The 13,602-nt window shown below is 64.4% G+C and carries 12 protein-coding genes; 7 read left to right on the forward strand and 5 right to left on the reverse strand.

All coding sequences use genetic code 11. The annotated features are described in order from the left end of the window. Positions 1 to 330: 330 nt before the first annotated feature. Both NLM27_RS12330 and gyrA read left to right on the forward strand, forming a co-directional pair. Positions 331 to 825, forward strand: coding sequence for a single-stranded DNA-binding protein (locus NLM27_RS12330; protein WP_254143548.1), 495 nt, complete (start codon positions 331 to 333; stop codon positions 823 to 825). Positions 826 to 1,218: 393 nt separating this feature from the next. Next, entirely contained in the window at positions 1,219 to 3,957 is a 2,739-nt protein-coding gene (gene gyrA, locus NLM27_RS12335) for a DNA gyrase subunit A (protein ID WP_254143549.1), read from the forward strand. 9 nt (positions 3,958 to 3,966) lie between these two features. Here gyrA and NLM27_RS12340 read toward each other — a convergent pair whose 3' ends face one another. The 4 genes from NLM27_RS12340 to NLM27_RS12355 all read right to left on the reverse strand — a co-directional run bounded on the left by NLM27_RS12340 (position 3,967) and on the right by NLM27_RS12355 (position 8,963). Then, positions 3,967 to 4,926 (reverse strand): phosphotransferase family protein, encoded by a 960-nt coding sequence (locus tag NLM27_RS12340; RefSeq protein ID WP_254143550.1) that lies wholly within the window; start codon positions 4,924 to 4,926, stop codon positions 3,967 to 3,969. Between the two features lie 19 nt (positions 4,927 to 4,945). Beyond that, positions 4,946 to 6,586 carry a serine hydrolase gene (locus tag NLM27_RS12345; RefSeq protein ID WP_254143551.1) on the reverse strand — a complete coding sequence of 547 codons (1,641 nt, stop codon included), beginning with the start codon at positions 6,584 to 6,586 and terminating at the stop codon, positions 4,946 to 4,948. A gap of 65 nt (positions 6,587 to 6,651) precedes the next feature. Continuing rightward, positions 6,652 to 8,505 carry a potassium transporter Kup gene (locus NLM27_RS12350; RefSeq protein WP_254148810.1) on the reverse strand — a complete coding sequence of 618 codons (1,854 nt, stop codon included), beginning with the start codon at positions 8,503 to 8,505 and terminating at the stop codon, positions 6,652 to 6,654. 200 nt (positions 8,506 to 8,705) lie between these two features. Continuing rightward, complete coding sequence (locus tag NLM27_RS12355; RefSeq protein WP_254143552.1) at positions 8,706 to 8,963, reverse strand: hypothetical protein; 258 nt, start codon at positions 8,961 to 8,963, stop codon at positions 8,706 to 8,708. A 247-nt stretch (positions 8,964 to 9,210) separates the two neighbouring features. Here NLM27_RS12355 and coaD point away from each other — a divergent pair, with 247 nt between their 5' ends. The 5 genes from coaD (at position 9,211) to queA (ending at position 12,380) form a co-directional block, all read left to right on the forward strand. Next, positions 9,211 to 9,708, forward strand: coding sequence for a pantetheine-phosphate adenylyltransferase (gene coaD / locus NLM27_RS12360; RefSeq protein ID WP_254143553.1), 498 nt, complete (start codon positions 9,211 to 9,213; stop codon positions 9,706 to 9,708). Between the two features lie 36 nt (positions 9,709 to 9,744). Then, on the forward strand, positions 9,745 to 10,308 hold the full coding sequence (locus tag NLM27_RS12365) for a peptidylprolyl isomerase (protein WP_254143554.1): 564 nt from the start codon (positions 9,745 to 9,747) through the stop codon (positions 10,306 to 10,308). An 8-nt stretch (positions 10,309 to 10,316) separates the two neighbouring features. After that, on the forward strand, positions 10,317 to 10,727 hold the full coding sequence (locus NLM27_RS12370; RefSeq protein WP_254143555.1) for a hypothetical protein: 411 nt from the start codon (positions 10,317 to 10,319) through the stop codon (positions 10,725 to 10,727). After that, positions 10,724 to 11,188 (forward strand): peptidylprolyl isomerase, encoded by a 465-nt coding sequence (locus tag NLM27_RS12375; protein ID WP_254143556.1) that lies wholly within the window; start codon positions 10,724 to 10,726, stop codon positions 11,186 to 11,188. The genes NLM27_RS12370 and NLM27_RS12375 overlap by 4 nt, the downstream gene beginning before the upstream one ends. A 118-nt stretch (positions 11,189 to 11,306) precedes the next feature. Then, on the forward strand, positions 11,307 to 12,380 hold the full coding sequence (queA, locus tag NLM27_RS12380) for a tRNA preQ1(34) S-adenosylmethionine ribosyltransferase-isomerase QueA (protein ID WP_254143557.1): 1,074 nt from the start codon (positions 11,307 to 11,309) through the stop codon (positions 12,378 to 12,380). Between the two features lie 122 nt (positions 12,381 to 12,502). Here the strand turns inward: queA and NLM27_RS12385 are convergent, their stop codons facing one another. Beyond that, positions 12,503 to 13,540 (reverse strand): aspartate-semialdehyde dehydrogenase, encoded by a 1,038-nt coding sequence (locus NLM27_RS12385; RefSeq protein ID WP_254143558.1) that lies wholly within the window; start codon positions 13,538 to 13,540, stop codon positions 12,503 to 12,505. Positions 13,541 to 13,602 lie beyond the last annotated feature (62 nt).

Genomic DNA, 13,602 nt, shown 5'->3' on the forward strand with positions numbered 1-13,602 from the left:
GCAAGCCTTCGGAAGCGGTCGCAACTTGATGAATGTTAAGTGGTTTTTCCCTTTCGTGGGAACCGGAAAAAAGTTCCATCCGAGGTGCGCGCTTCGTCGTCGCATCAGGCAGTTCTAGTCTCCAATTTTGCCGTGTCGCAGCGACGGAACAAATCTGGAACAAACTGGTGGTCGGTGCTATATGTGGGGATAACCTGAGGAGCAGCGGGTTGATCGACGCCCGCAAGTCTGTGGCGAGCGTATAGGGTCGCCTCAACACAGGTTGCAGGGCGTCGCGCGGAGCGGGCCCGGCCTTCTGGAATTCAGCGGCATTTGGAGTGGAGAGCGGCGATGGCGGGAAGCGTCAACAAGGTCATTCTGGTTGGAAATCTCGGCAAGGATCCCGAAATCCGTCGCACGCAGGACGGGCGGCCGATCGCGAATTTGAGCATCGCCACCTCGGAGACCTGGCGCGACAAGAACAGCGGCGAGCGCAAGGAAAAGACCGAGTGGCATCGCGTCGTGATCTTCAACGAGGGGCTCTGCAAGGTCGCCGAGCAGTACCTGAAGAAGGGCGCGAAGGTTTACATCGAGGGCGCGCTCCAGACCCGCAAATGGACTGACCAGAGCGGCGTCGAGAAGTACTCCACCGAGGTTGTGCTCCAAGGCTTCAACTCGACGCTGACGATGCTCGACGGCCGCGGCGGCGGCGGAGGCGGCAGCTTCGGCGAGGAGCCGGGCGGCGATTTCGGCTCCTCCGGTCCCGTCAGCAGCGCGCCGCGCCGTCCCGTTGCCGCTGGCGGCGGTGGCCGCAACAACGACATGGACGACGACATCCCGTTCTGAGGACGCGGACTGCACGTGAAGCCGCGGCGGGCGATCAGCCAGCGCTTGGCGCGCGGTATCAGCCATTCTAATTAATCGACGGGGCGGGCTCGGATTTTCCGGGCCCGTTTCATGTGTGACTCGAATTCAGCTCGGCCTGCTGTCGGGGCGCTGGCGCTCCGCGGATCCCGCGAACGGCGAGTGGTCGACGGAAACGTCGCCGGGGACGGTTCTCGAGGGGGCAAAAGCGAGTTTCGCGAGGCCGTTTCCGGGGCTCTCGGGAGTGTCGCGTCCGAGCCCGTAAGTCGTTGGAAAAATAAGCAGAAAAAGCGCTTCCCGAACCCCTCGCAAGGGTGGTTATCGGAGACCCGATGCGCTATATGATTCCCAGATAAAACCTCACCGGATTTCCCCTTGGCTGACGACGACAACAAGCCCGGCGACCAGCCGGCGCAACCCTCGGACATTCGCCCCGTTTCGATCTACGAGGAGATGAAGAAGTCCTACCTCGATTACGCCATGAGCGTGATCGTGTCGCGCGCGCTGCCCGATGCACGCGACGGTCTGAAGCCGGTGCATCGCCGCATCCTGTTCTCGATGAACGAGGAAGGCTACACGCCCGACAAGAAGCACAAGAAGTCTGCCGGCATCGTCGGCGACGTCATGGGCCAATACCATCCGCATGGCGACCAGGCGATTTATGACGCGCTGGTGCGCATGGCGCAGCCGTTTTCGATGCGTGAACTGCTGGTGGACGGGCAGGGCAATTTCGGCTCGGTCGACGGCGATCCGCCGGCGGCGATGCGCTACACCGAATCCCGCCTGACCAAGATCGCGCTCAAGCTGCTCGACGACATCGACAACGAGACGGTCGACTTCCAGGACAACTATGACGGCTCGACCAAGGAGCCGGTGGTCCTGCCGGCGCGGTTCCCGAATTTGCTGGTCAATGGCGCCGGCGGCATCGCTGTCGGCATGGCCACCAACATCCCGCCGCACAATCTCGGCGAGGTGATCGACGCTTGTCTGGCGCTGGTCGACAATCCGTCGCTGACGATTGACGAGCTCAACAACATCATCCCGGGCCCGGATTTCCCGACCGGCGGCATCATCCTGGGCCGTCAGGGCATCCGCAGTGCCTACCATCTCGGCCGCGGTTCCATCGTAATGCGCGGCAAGGTCGAGTTCGAGACGATCCGCAAGGAGCGCGAGGCGATCGTCATCACCGAGATCCCGTATCAGGTGAACAAGGCGACGATGGTCGAGCGCATCGCCGAGCTCTACAAGGAAAAGAAGATCGAGGGCATCTCGGATCTGCGCGACGAATCCGATCGCGACGGCTACCGCGTCGTCGTCGAACTCAAGCGCGATGCCGTGCCCGACGTGGTGCTGAACCAGCTCTACAAGTTCACGCCGCTGCAGACGAGCTTCGGCGTCAACGCCGTTGCGCTCGACAGCGGCCGCCCGCTGACGATGAACCTGAAGGACATGCTGACGATCTTCGTCGGCTTCCGCGAGCAGGTCGTCACCCGCCGGACCAAGTACAAGCTGCGCAAGGCGCGTGAGCGCGCCCATGAGCAGGTCGGCCTCGCGATTGCGGTCGCCAATATCGACGAGATCATCCGCGTCATCCGCACCTCGCCGACGCCGGCTGTTGCGCGCGAGACCCTGATGACGCGCGACTGGCCCGCACGGGACGTCGAGGACATCATCACGCTGATCGACGATCCCCGCCATCGCATCAACGAGGACGGCACCATCCGCCTATCGCTGGATCAGGCCAAGGCCATCCTGGAGCTGCGCCTGGCGCGCCTCACTGCGCTCGGCCGCGACGAGATCGGTGACGAGCTCTCCAAGCTTGCTGGCGAGATCGGCGAGTATCTCGAGATCCTGCACTCGCGCGCCCGCATCCTCGATATCATCAAGACCGAGCTCGCCGAGGTGAAGGCCGAGTTCGCCACGCCGCGCCGCACCGTGATCATGGAGCAGGAAGGCGAGGTCGAGGACGAGGACCTGATCCAGCGCGAGGACATGGTCGTCACCGTCTCGCACGCCGGCTACGTCAAGCGCGTGCCGCTGTCGGCCTACCGCGCGCAGCGCCGCGGCGGCAAGGGCCGCGCCGGCATGCAGACGCGCGACGAGGATTTCGTCAGCCGCCTGTTCGTGGCCTCCACCCACACGCCGGTGCTGTTCTTCTCGTCCCGCGGCCAGGTCTACAAGGAAAAGGTCTGGCGCCTGCCGATGGCCGCGCCGAACGCGCGCGGCAAGGCGCTGATCAACATCCTGCCGCTGGAGCAGGGCGAGCGCATCACCACCATCATGCCGCTGCCCGAGGATGAATCGACCTGGGGCAACCTCGACGTGATGTTCGCGACCACCGGCGGCAACGTCCGTCGCAACAAGCTGTCCGACTTCGTCGACGTCCGCCGTTCCGGCATCATCGCCATGAAGCTCGACGACAACGAGGCGATCGTCGACGTGCAGATCTGCACCGAACGCGACGACGTGCTGCTGACCGGCGCCGGCGGCCAGTGCATCCGCTTCCCCGTCACCGACGTGCGCGTGTTCACGGGGCGCACCTCGATGGGCGTGCGCGGCATCGCGCTTGGCGAGGGCGACAAGGTGATTTCGCTGGCGATCCTGCGCCATGTCGAGACCACCTCGGACGAACGCTCGGCCTACCTGAAGATGCGCCGCGCGGTCGCCGGCGAAGCCACGGCGGAAGAGGCTCCGGCAGATGCCGAGGCCGAGGAGGCCTCGGGCAGCTTCCAGCTCCCGCAGGAGCGCTATGTCGAGATGTCTGCGCAGGAGCAGGTCGTGCTGACCGTCTCCGTCAACGGCTACGGCAAGCGGACCTCGTCCTACGAGTACCGCACCACGGGCCGCGGCGGCAAAGGCATCGTCGCCATGAGCGTCAACAACCGCAACGGCAACCTGGTGGCCTCGTTCCCGGTGGAAGACGCCGACCAGATCATGCTTGTCACCGATAAGGGGCAACTGATCCGCTGTCCGGTCGAAGGCATCCGCATCGCCGGCCGCTCGACCCAGGGCGTGATCGTGTTCGACACCGCCGAGGACGAGCACGTTGTCTCGGTCGAGCACATCACGGAAGAGGCCGAGAGCGGAAACGGTGAGAACGGGAACGGGGCGTAAAGCCCCGTTCTATGCGGCGCTCGCAAGCTCCGACGTGAGGCCGTCAAGCGCCTCGTGCTTGCCGATCTGCGCCATCCAGCACCATAGCTCCAGCGTGCAATAGACGCGGTAGAGACAAAGCGTCTCCTGCCAGTCGGGGCGCTCGATCTTGCCGTAGCCCGCGAGTAATCCTTCTCGCTTCGGCGCATCCTTCGGCGTGAAATAGTACAGCGCCTTCGCAATATCCATCAGCGGATCGCCCGACGTTGCATTCTCGAAATCGACGATGCCGGACAGGTGTGGCTCGCCTTGCGACGTGACCAGCACATTGCCGGCATGGAAGTCGTAGTGGCAGAGGCGAGGGACGGCTGCTGCCTCGAAGAGATGCTGCCGCGCCGTGACGCTATCGCGAAGGCGCGCGGTCAGCGCGGGATCGCCGCCGCGCGTGCAAAACTCCGTCAGCTTTCGGTCGAACTGCGCGGACATGTAGGCATGGTTGCTCGGATACGCCGTCCAGACCCCTTTGGGACCGATATAGCCAAAACTGTCGAGTGTGACGTCGTTGATCCTGCGGAGCGCCGCACCCATCTCGGCGTAGACCGCAAACAACTCTGTCTCCGATAGCGTCGCCTCGCGCCGGCCGAGCACCGTGCCGTCGAGCCTGGTCATGAGCACGTAGTTGAGGTCGATCACCGATCGCGTGTCGTCGGCGAGGAGAATGGCGGGAACAGATGTGCCGACGTCACGGAGTAGCCCGAGCACGTAGACTTCCTTCTCCATCTTCCACTGGAGCGATGCAGGGTAGACCTTGAGGATGCAGGCGGGCGCATCCGCCAACGCGACCTCAAGGACTGTGCTGATCTCCCCGCCATGCAGCTCAGTGATGCCGAGCACCGATGCATGCGTTATTGCCCGCAGGATGATCGATTGCGCTTGATCGACCGATATCGTCAGCCGAGGCTTCAGAACGAGCGAGGCATCGTCAGTCATCGACATTTGCTCCGAGGTTCTAGCGCCGTTCGCCCTTCAGGACCTGTCCACGCTGCTTCAGCGTCAGCGACACCACCTTGCCGCTCGCGTCGCGCTCGAAATCGACTTCAGCGGCAACGGATTCGACGACGAAGACATCAGGTTCGACAGACGCGAGTTCGAGCGGCTGTTGATTGGTCCCCTGCACGAGCAGCCTTGCGTCGGTGGAGAAGACGCGGAGCGCGAAATTGGGCGTGAGGGGATAGTTGCCGGTGTAGTCCTTGAGCTGGTCTTCGGAGGGAGTCCATTTGGCCGCAGCCGGGCGTGCGCCGATTGGCTCGGCCTCGATAACGGCCCCGAGTTGAAACCAGGTGAAGGTATAGGTGCCGTCCGCCTTGCGTTTGGGCCGCAGCAGGGCATCGAACTTGAGCGGATAGAAGTCGCCGGCGCTGTCATAGTCCATCTCGAATTCGCGCTGGCCATCGGCCTGGATGGTCAAATTGCCGCCCTTGTGGCGCAGTTCCATGGCGAGACCGCTCTGCAGGCGATATCTACCGACGAGTGCGTCGATCAATTTCGCGTCCGCCCTCGCTGCCGCACGCGGCGCGCCAGCCGACGCTGAGGGGTCGAGCAGGTGCGTTCCGAGCTGTCCCAGGCCGCCGACGGACGTCAATGCGGTGTCGCTGAGCAGGACAACGGCCCTTTTGGCCGCGCGATCGAACCCGGCATAGGACGAGAAGCCGCCGGTGCCGCCTTCGTGCGCGACGATGGTGTGCCCCTTCCGGGTAAGCAGAGCCCAGTTCATGCCCGTCCTGTGTCCATCGACGTTTGCGACCTGCTCCTGGGTTTGGGCCAGCGCTGGCGTGATCGCACTCTGGCGTGTGCCCAACTGGCCCTCCAGGTATCGGAGCATGTCCGGCAACGTCGCGCGCACGCCTCCGACGCCGGCCATATCGGGCGAAAAATCCCAGGGGCCTGCGGGGGCGGTGGTGGAGAGGTGACCCTCGGCGGCGTGAACCTGCGGCGGGCGTTGGGCCACGTAGGTTTCGGTCATTCCAAGCGGAACAAGCAGGCGCTCGCGGAAAAGCGTCTCGTACTCCGTGCCCGCGCGCCTGGCGAGGGCGTAGGACAACACCATCATCGTAAAATTCGAATATTCCCACTTCGAGCCGGGCTCGCGCGTCAGTGTGGTCTCGGCCAGGGCGTCGAGCAGATCGCGCTCGGTGACGCCCGCATAAGGATTCTTCATGTCGGACGGGCGGTAGCGGGCAGGAAATCCTGGCAGGCCCGACGTGTGTGTTACGATCTGCCCGATGGTGATGTCGTGGCCGTTGAAGGAGGGGACGCGCGCCGCTGGCGGTAACAGCTTGGCGATGGGATCGCCGAGTGCGACTTCCCCGCGCGCAATGAGTTCGGCAAGCAATGCTGCCGTCATCGCTTTGGTGATCGAGCCGATCTCGAAGGCCGTGTGATCGTCGTAGGGGCGCTGGGAATTCGGATCGGCGCAGTAATAGGCTGTCGTGATGACGCCAGCGTCGATCACGCCGGCTGCGACGCAGGCGCCGGTGCGATCGCCCTTGAAACGCTGCTCGAGCGCTGCGCGCAGATCGTCATTGCTGAAGGCGAAGCCGGGCGTCGTGAAGAGCATGACGGCGGATACAAGACAGAACAGCGCTTTCATCGGTCTCGCAACCTGTCGTTCGGCGGAATCGGGCCGGTCGAGCACGGCTCGTACCGGGTGATGCGCTAAATCTCCAGCTCCGTGCCGAACTCCACCACCTGCTTGGTCGGCACGCCGAAAAACGCGGCGGAGCGTTCGGCGTTGCGCTGGAGGAAGGCGAACACGCCTTCGCGCCAGACCCACATGCCCGGGACATCCTCGCGCGGGATGATGGTCTCGCGTCCGACGTAATAGGTGATGTCGGAGAGGTCGATGCCGGGCAGCTTGCCCTGGCGGCAGGCGAGCTTCAGTCCCTCATAGATCGTGGGGTTCTGCATGAAGCCGTAATGCAGGGTCACGCGGGTGATGCCGGGGATGATGTCGATCACCTCAGCGCGCTCCTCGTCAGCGATATGCGGCGATTCCTCGATCAGCACCGTGACGAGGACGATGCGCTCGTGCAGGACGTGGTTGTGCTTGACGAACTGGGTCAGCGCCAGCGGCACGCCCTTTGGTGCTGACGCCAGGAACACGGCTGTACCGGGCAGCCTCGCTCTGCATTTGTTCACCGCAGTCTCGATCAGATCCTCCTCGGGCTGGCGCAGGCGGCCGCGCGCGGCTTCGACCAGCTTCACGCCGCTGCGCCAGGTCAACATCATGAAGGCGACGAGGGCCGCAAGCAGCAGCGGAAACCAGCCGCCCTCGAACAGCTTGATCGAGTTGGCCGAGAAGAAGATCACGTCGATCACGAAGAAGAAGCCGTTCACGGCCACCACGAGCCAAGGCGAATAGCCCCACTGGATCGCGACCAGCGCGGCGAGCAGCGTGGTGATCGCCATCAGCAGCGACACCGCGATGCCATAGGCGCCGGCAAGCGCGTCCGACGTGCCGAAGCTCAGGACAGCGCCGAGCGTTCCGGCGGCGAGCAGCCAGTTCACCAGGGGCACGTAGATCTGCCCCATCGCATGGCTCGTGGTATGGCGGATCTGCATGCGCGGCAGGAAGCCGAGCTGGATCGACTGCTGGGTCAGCGAGAACACGCCGGAGATGATCGCCTGCGAAGCGATCACGGTCGCGACTGTGGAGAAGGCGACCAGCGGATAGTGCAAGGCATCGGGGCAGAGCTGGAAGAACGGGTTCTCGATCGTGGCGGGATCGGTGATCAGCAGCGCGGCCTGGCCGAAATAGTTCAGCACCAGGGCGGGCAGGCAGATCACGAACCAGGCCAGCCGGATCGGAAGGCGTCCGAAATGTCCCATGTCGGCATACATGGCTTCGCCGCCGGTCACCGCGAGGAAGGCCGCGCCGAGGATTCCGAACGAGATGTGGAAGTCCTGGTGGGTCAGGAAGTTGAAAGCATAGAGCGGGCTGAGCGCGGCCAGCACCGCCGGCGCCTGGACGATGCCGTGGATGCCGAGGGCGGCGAGCACGACGAACCAAGTCAGCATCACCGGCCCGAAGATGCGGCCGATGAAGCCGGTGCCCTGCTTCTGCATCATGAAGAGGCCGATCAGGATGACGATGGTCACGGGCACGACTGCGGGTGCAAGCGAGGGAGCGTCGACCTTGAGGCCCTCGATGGCGCTGAGCACCGAGATCGCCGGCGTGATCGCGCCGTCGCCATAGAGCAGGGCGGCGCCGATGAGACCGACGACCAGCAGATGCGCCCGCCAGGTGCCGGGTTGCGCGTTGCGGGCGTGGAGCAGCGCGAGCAGTGCCACGATGCCGCCTTCGCCGCGGTTGTCCGCGCGCAGGATCAACAGTGCATATTTCAGCGAGATGATCAGCAGCAGGGCCCAGAGGATCAGCGAGGCAACGCCGAGGACCGCCTCGGGCGCAATTGTCGCCCCGTGGGCGGCCGCCTTGGCGGCTTCCTTCAAGGCATAGAGGGGGCTGGTGCCGATATCGCCATAGACCACCCCGAGGGCGCCCATGGTCATGGCAAGCGGCAGCGGATCGGGATGATGGCCGGAAGCGACTGCGGGCGTACTGGACAATTGTGACCCCCGATGGAAACGCGCCCGACGGGCCATTCCGACGGGCGCGAGCGTCACGCAGTCTGCGACGAGACGTCGCAAATATCCATGGGGTTTGTGGTGGGCCCGGACCGGGTTAGCTGACGTGAAACTGACAGATCCGACTACGGGGTCCGGTCGGCGGTGACGAGGCGAGCCTCACGGACATCGGCCTTGGTCCCGGCGCGGCGGAGGCACGAGGCTTCGAAGTTCGGCCAAGCCTGCTGCGAGCAGTCCTTGCCGACGCTGCGGATGTCGAGGCGGTCGCTCTTGGCCAGCGGCTGCGGAACGCTGGCTTCGACGGTCGGGGCGAAGCCGGGCAGCAGGGTGAGGGCGGCAGCAACGCACGCAGAGATGGCGATCGCCGAAAGAGCCTTGATCATTGACAGTCCCCTGTGATGCGGCCGCTACGCCCAGTGTGCGGCCCGTCATTCGTTGGCCGGATTAGTAACCATGGCGAGTTTCGAGACGTCTTCGCCGGAGCGGGAAATGGTTTCGTTGAGGGTTTCTTTGTTTCGTGGCCGCCCGCAGGACGAAACAATTCGGGGGATTCCGACAAGGTTTTGCGGAAAAACCGGCAGGGAACCGGCCCGGCTTGCCGGCCCGGGCCGGGCGCGGTAGGAGGAAGCCATGCCGCGCATCGCCTTTTATCCCGGTTCCTTCGACCCCATCACCAACGGCCATCTGGACGTGGTCCGGCACAGCGTGTCGTTGTGCGACAGGCTGGTTGTCGCGATCGGGGTCCATCCCGGCAAGAAGCCGTTGTTCTCGACCGAAGAACGGCTGAAGATGCTCGATGACGTCTGCGGGCCGGTGGCGGCCCAGGCCGGCTGCGTGCTCGACGCCGTGACCTACGACGATCTCGCGGTGACCGCGGCGCGCAAGCACGGCGCGACGATCATGATTCGGGGCCTGCGCGATGGCACCGACCTCGATTACGAGATGCAGCTCGCTGGGATGAACGGGACTATGGCGCCCGATGTGCAAACCGTCTTCCTGCCGGCCTCTCCGGCGGTCCGCCCGATTACCGGCACATTGGTGCGCCAGATCGCCGGCATGGGCGGGGACGTCTCGGCCTTCGTCCCGCCGCTCGTTGCGGCGCAGCTCAAGGCAAAATTCGCCGGATAACGGCGCACGTCCTCTCTCATCTGATCCGGAGTTGTCATGATCCGAATTCTCGCAGTTCTTGCCGCGCTTCTGTTCGCGGTGCCGGCGGTGGCGCAGCAATTGCCGGCAAATCTCGATAAGGCCAACGCTATCGTCATCGACACCACCAAGGGCCGCATCGTCATCAAGCTCAGGACCGACATCGCGCCCCAGCACGCCGAGCGCATCAAGCAGCTCGCGCGGGAAGGCTTCTACAACAACGTGCCGTTTCACCGCGTCATGGACGGCTTCATGGCGCAGACGGGTGATGGTCAGAACGGCAACGGCACCGGTGGCTCGAAATATCCGAACCTGAAGCAGGAATTCTCCAAGGTGCACTTTGCCCGCGGCATCGTCGGGATGGCGCGGCGCGGCGACAGCGTCGACAGCGCCAACTCGCAGTTCTTCATCATGTTCGCCGACGGTGGCAGCCTCGATAACCAGTACACGGTGATCGGCGAGGTCGTGCAGGGCATGGACGTCGTCGACAAGCTGAAGAAGGCACCCGCCGGCTCCCCCGGCGGCACCGTCACCGATCCCGACAAGATGGTGAAGGTGCAGGTCGCATCCGACATCAAATAGGAGCGGCCATGGCGCGCCGCGGTGGCAAGCTTCTGCTGATTGCCGCGATGCTGCTACTTGGCGTCCCCAGCGCGGTGGCCGAGGACCGGCAGGTCAACACCATCCAGGACATTTTCCGGCATTTGCGTACCTGCTGGAGACCGCCACCACCGGCCAAGGCGCGGCCACTCGACATCACCGTCGTCGTGAGCTTTAACCGGGCCGGAAACATTCTGGGCCATCCGAGGATTACCTATGAATCCGCGGAGGCCACCGACGATGACCGGCTGCAATACCGGATCGCGGTGATGGAGGCGTTGCAACGCTGCACGCCGGTGCCATTTACCGAAGCAATGGCCGGCGCCGCTGCGGGGCGTCCATTCGCGATCCAGTTCCGCAACCGGAAGACTTCACCCCCAACGCAAGAGAGACGAGCATGAGCGTCACCGAAAACACCCTGATCCTCGAGACCACGCAGGGCCCCGTCACCATCGAGATGCGGCCTGATCTGGCGCCCGGCCACGTCGCGCGCATCAAGGAACTGGTCCGCGAGGGCTTTTACGATGGCATCGTGTTCCATCGCGTGATCGACGGCTTCATGGCGCAGACCGGCTGCCCGCAGGGCACCGGCACTGGCGGCTCCGGCAAGAAGTTGAAGGCCGAGTTCAACAAGGAGCCGCATGTGCGCGGCACCGCTTCGATGGCCCGCGCCGCCAATCCCGATTCCGGTGACAGCCAGTTCTTCATCTGCTTCGACGACGCCCGCTTCCTCGACAACCAGTACACGGTGTGGGGCAAGGTCACCGAGGGCATGGACAACGTCGACAAGATCAAGCGCGGCGAGCCGGTGCAGAACCCCGACAAGATCGTCAAGGCGCGGATGGCGGCGGACAAGGAATAGTCACTCGTCATTCCGGGGCGCGCGCGTTAGCGCTAACCCGGAATCTCGCGTCACAATCTCGGGATTCCGGGTCGCCGCGCTCGAGGCGCGGCGTCCGGAATGACGGTGCTAGTGAGTCATGCGCACCGATCTCTTCGACTTCGATCTGCCGCCCGAGCGCATCGCGTTGCGCCCGGCGAGCCCGCGCGACTCTGCGCGGCTGCTGGTCGTGGAGAACGGCGCGCTGCGCGACCAGGTCATTTCCGACCTGCCGCAATGGCTGAAGGACGGCGACCAGCTCGTCGTCAACGACACCAAGGTGATCGCGGCGCAACTTAGGGGCCGCCGCATCGGGCGGGCGACCGAGCCGAAGATCGAGGCGACGCTGATCAAGCGCCTCGACGGCTCGCGCTGGCAGGCACTGGTAAAGCCGGCGAAGAAGCTCACGGCCGGCGACCGCATCCGCTTCGGCAACGAAGGCAAGGTCTGCCTGCTCGGCCATCTCGACGCCGAGGTCGAAGCCAAGGGCAATGAAGGCGAGGTGACGCTGTCGTTCTCGTTCCACGGCCCCACGCTCGACCAGGCCATCGCCGATCTCGGCAGCCCGCCACTGCCGCCCTATATCGCCTCCAAGCGCACGCCCGACGACCAGGACCTCGCCGACTACCAGACCATGTTCGCGGCCAACGAAGGCGCGGTCGCCGCGCCGACGGCGGGATTGCATTTCACCCCGGCACTGGAGCAGGCCCTGCACGCGCGCGGCGTCGGCATCAACCGCGTCACGCTGCATGTCGGGGCAGGGACCTTCCTGCCGGTGAAGGTGGACGACACCTCGGGCCACAAGATGCATGCGGAGTGGGGCACGGTCTCGGCCGAAACGGCGGAGCGGCTCAACACCGCGCGGAAGCACGGCGGCCGTATCATCGCCGTCGGCACCACGTCGCTCCGGCTGCTCGAAAGTGCCGCCAGCGTGGACGGCACCGTCCAGCCGTTCGCGGCCGAGACGTCGATCTTCATCACCCCCGGCTATCGCTTCCGCGCCGTGGATATTCTGCTGACCAATTTCCATTTGCCGAAGTCGACGCTGTTCATGCTGGTCTCGGCCTTCTCGGGGCTCGAGACGATGAAGCAGGCCTATGCGCATGCGATAGCGCAAGGCTACAGGTTCTATTCGTACGGCGATGCGTGCTTATTGTTTCGGGCAGGGTCGTAGGGTGGGTTAGCCCTGCGGATGCGCGAAGCGCAGTCCGCTGGCGTAACCCACCACTTCTCTATACGCGTGGACAGTAAAGAGGTGGGTTACGCCTTCGGCTAACCCATCTTACGCACTTTCTGTTACGCCATCACGCGCTGCGGCAGCAGCTCGGCGATCTGCACCGCGTTGAGCGCCGCGCCCTTCAAGAGCTGATCCGCCGCCACGAACATCGAGATCGAATGCCCTGAGGGGTCGCTGAGGTCCTTGCGGATGCGGCCGACCAGGACGTCGTCCTGGCCCGAGGCGTCAATCGGCATCGGGAAGTAGTTCTTGGCGCGGTCGTCGACCACCTTCACGCCCGGCGCCTGTGCCATGATGGCGCGGACATGGTCCTCAGTGATGGGCTTCTCGCATTCGAAGGTGATGGCCTCGCAATGGGCGCGCAGCACCGGCACGCGCACGCAGGTGACACCGATGGCGATCTTCTCGTCCTCGAAGATCTTGCGGGTCTCCTTGATGACCTTGGTCTCTTCGTCGTTGTAGCCGGTGTCGGGGTCGATGGCGGTGTTGTGGTTGAAGAGGTTGAAGGCGTAGGGGTGCGGCATCACCTTGGGCGTATAGACCTGCCCGTTGAGATTGGCGCGGGTGGATTCAACGAGCTCCTCCATCGCGGCGGCGCCGGCGCCGGAAGCCGCCTGATAGGTCGAGATGATCACGCGCTTGATGCGGTTCTTCTGGTGGATCGGCCACAGCGGCACCAGCGCGGTGATCGCGGCGCAGTTCGGGTTGGCAATGATGCCCTTGTGATCCCTGATGCGGCTCGCGTTGATCTCGGGGATCACCAGCGGCACGTTCGGGTCCATGCGGAAGGCAGACGAATTGTCGACTACGACCGCGCCGGCCTTGACCGCTACAGGCGCGAACTTCTTCGAGATGCTGCCGCCTGCGGAGAACAGGGCGATGTCGACGCCCTCGAAGGCGCGCTCGGTCAATTCCTCGATGACGACGTCCTGACCTCGGAACGACACCGTCTTGCCGGCCGAGCGGGCGCTTGCCAGCGCCTTGAGCTTGCCGACGCGAAAGCCGCGCTTGTCCATGGTGGCGATGAATTCGGCGCCCACCGCACCGGTGACGCCGACAATCGCGACGACGGGATCGTTACTCACTTTGTCCTCCATTGGCTTGAGAATTAGACAACAAAAAAGCCCCGGACCATCGAGGGCGGGGCTTCGGTAGAGCT

Source organism: Bradyrhizobium sp. CCGB12 (genome assembly GCF_024199845.1).
GTDB lineage: Bacteria > Pseudomonadota > Alphaproteobacteria > Rhizobiales > Xanthobacteraceae > Bradyrhizobium.

Bases quoted from the DNA above. Each gene is read 5' to 3' on its own strand.
- NLM27_RS12330 (WP_254143548.1), top strand. From the start codon at position 331: ATGGCGGGAAGCGTCAACAAGGTCATTCTGGTTGGAAATCTCGGCAAG.
- NLM27_RS12340 (WP_254143550.1), bottom strand. From the start codon at position 4,926: ATGACTGACGATGCCTCGCTCGTTCTGAAGCCTCGGCTGACGATATCG.
- NLM27_RS12345 (WP_254143551.1), bottom strand. From the start codon at position 6,586: ATGAAAGCGCTGTTCTGTCTTGTATCCGCCGTCATGCTCTTCACGACG.
- NLM27_RS12350 (WP_254148810.1), bottom strand. From the start codon at position 8,505: ATGACCATGGGCGCCCTCGGGGTGGTCTATGGCGATATCGGCACCAGC.
- NLM27_RS12355 (WP_254143552.1), bottom strand. From the start codon at position 8,963: ATGATCAAGGCTCTTTCGGCGATCGCCATCTCTGCGTGCGTTGCTGCC.
- coaD (WP_254143553.1), top strand. From the start codon at position 9,211: ATGCCGCGCATCGCCTTTTATCCCGGTTCCTTCGACCCCATCACCAAC.
- NLM27_RS12365 (WP_254143554.1), top strand. From the start codon at position 9,745: ATGATCCGAATTCTCGCAGTTCTTGCCGCGCTTCTGTTCGCGGTGCCG.
- NLM27_RS12370 (WP_254143555.1), top strand. From the start codon at position 10,317: ATGGCGCGCCGCGGTGGCAAGCTTCTGCTGATTGCCGCGATGCTGCTA.
- NLM27_RS12375 (WP_254143556.1), top strand. From the start codon at position 10,724: ATGAGCGTCACCGAAAACACCCTGATCCTCGAGACCACGCAGGGCCCC.
- queA (WP_254143557.1), top strand. From the start codon at position 11,307: ATGCGCACCGATCTCTTCGACTTCGATCTGCCGCCCGAGCGCATCGCG.
- NLM27_RS12385 (WP_254143558.1), bottom strand. From the start codon at position 13,540: ATGGAGGACAAAGTGAGTAACGATCCCGTCGTCGCGATTGTCGGCGTC.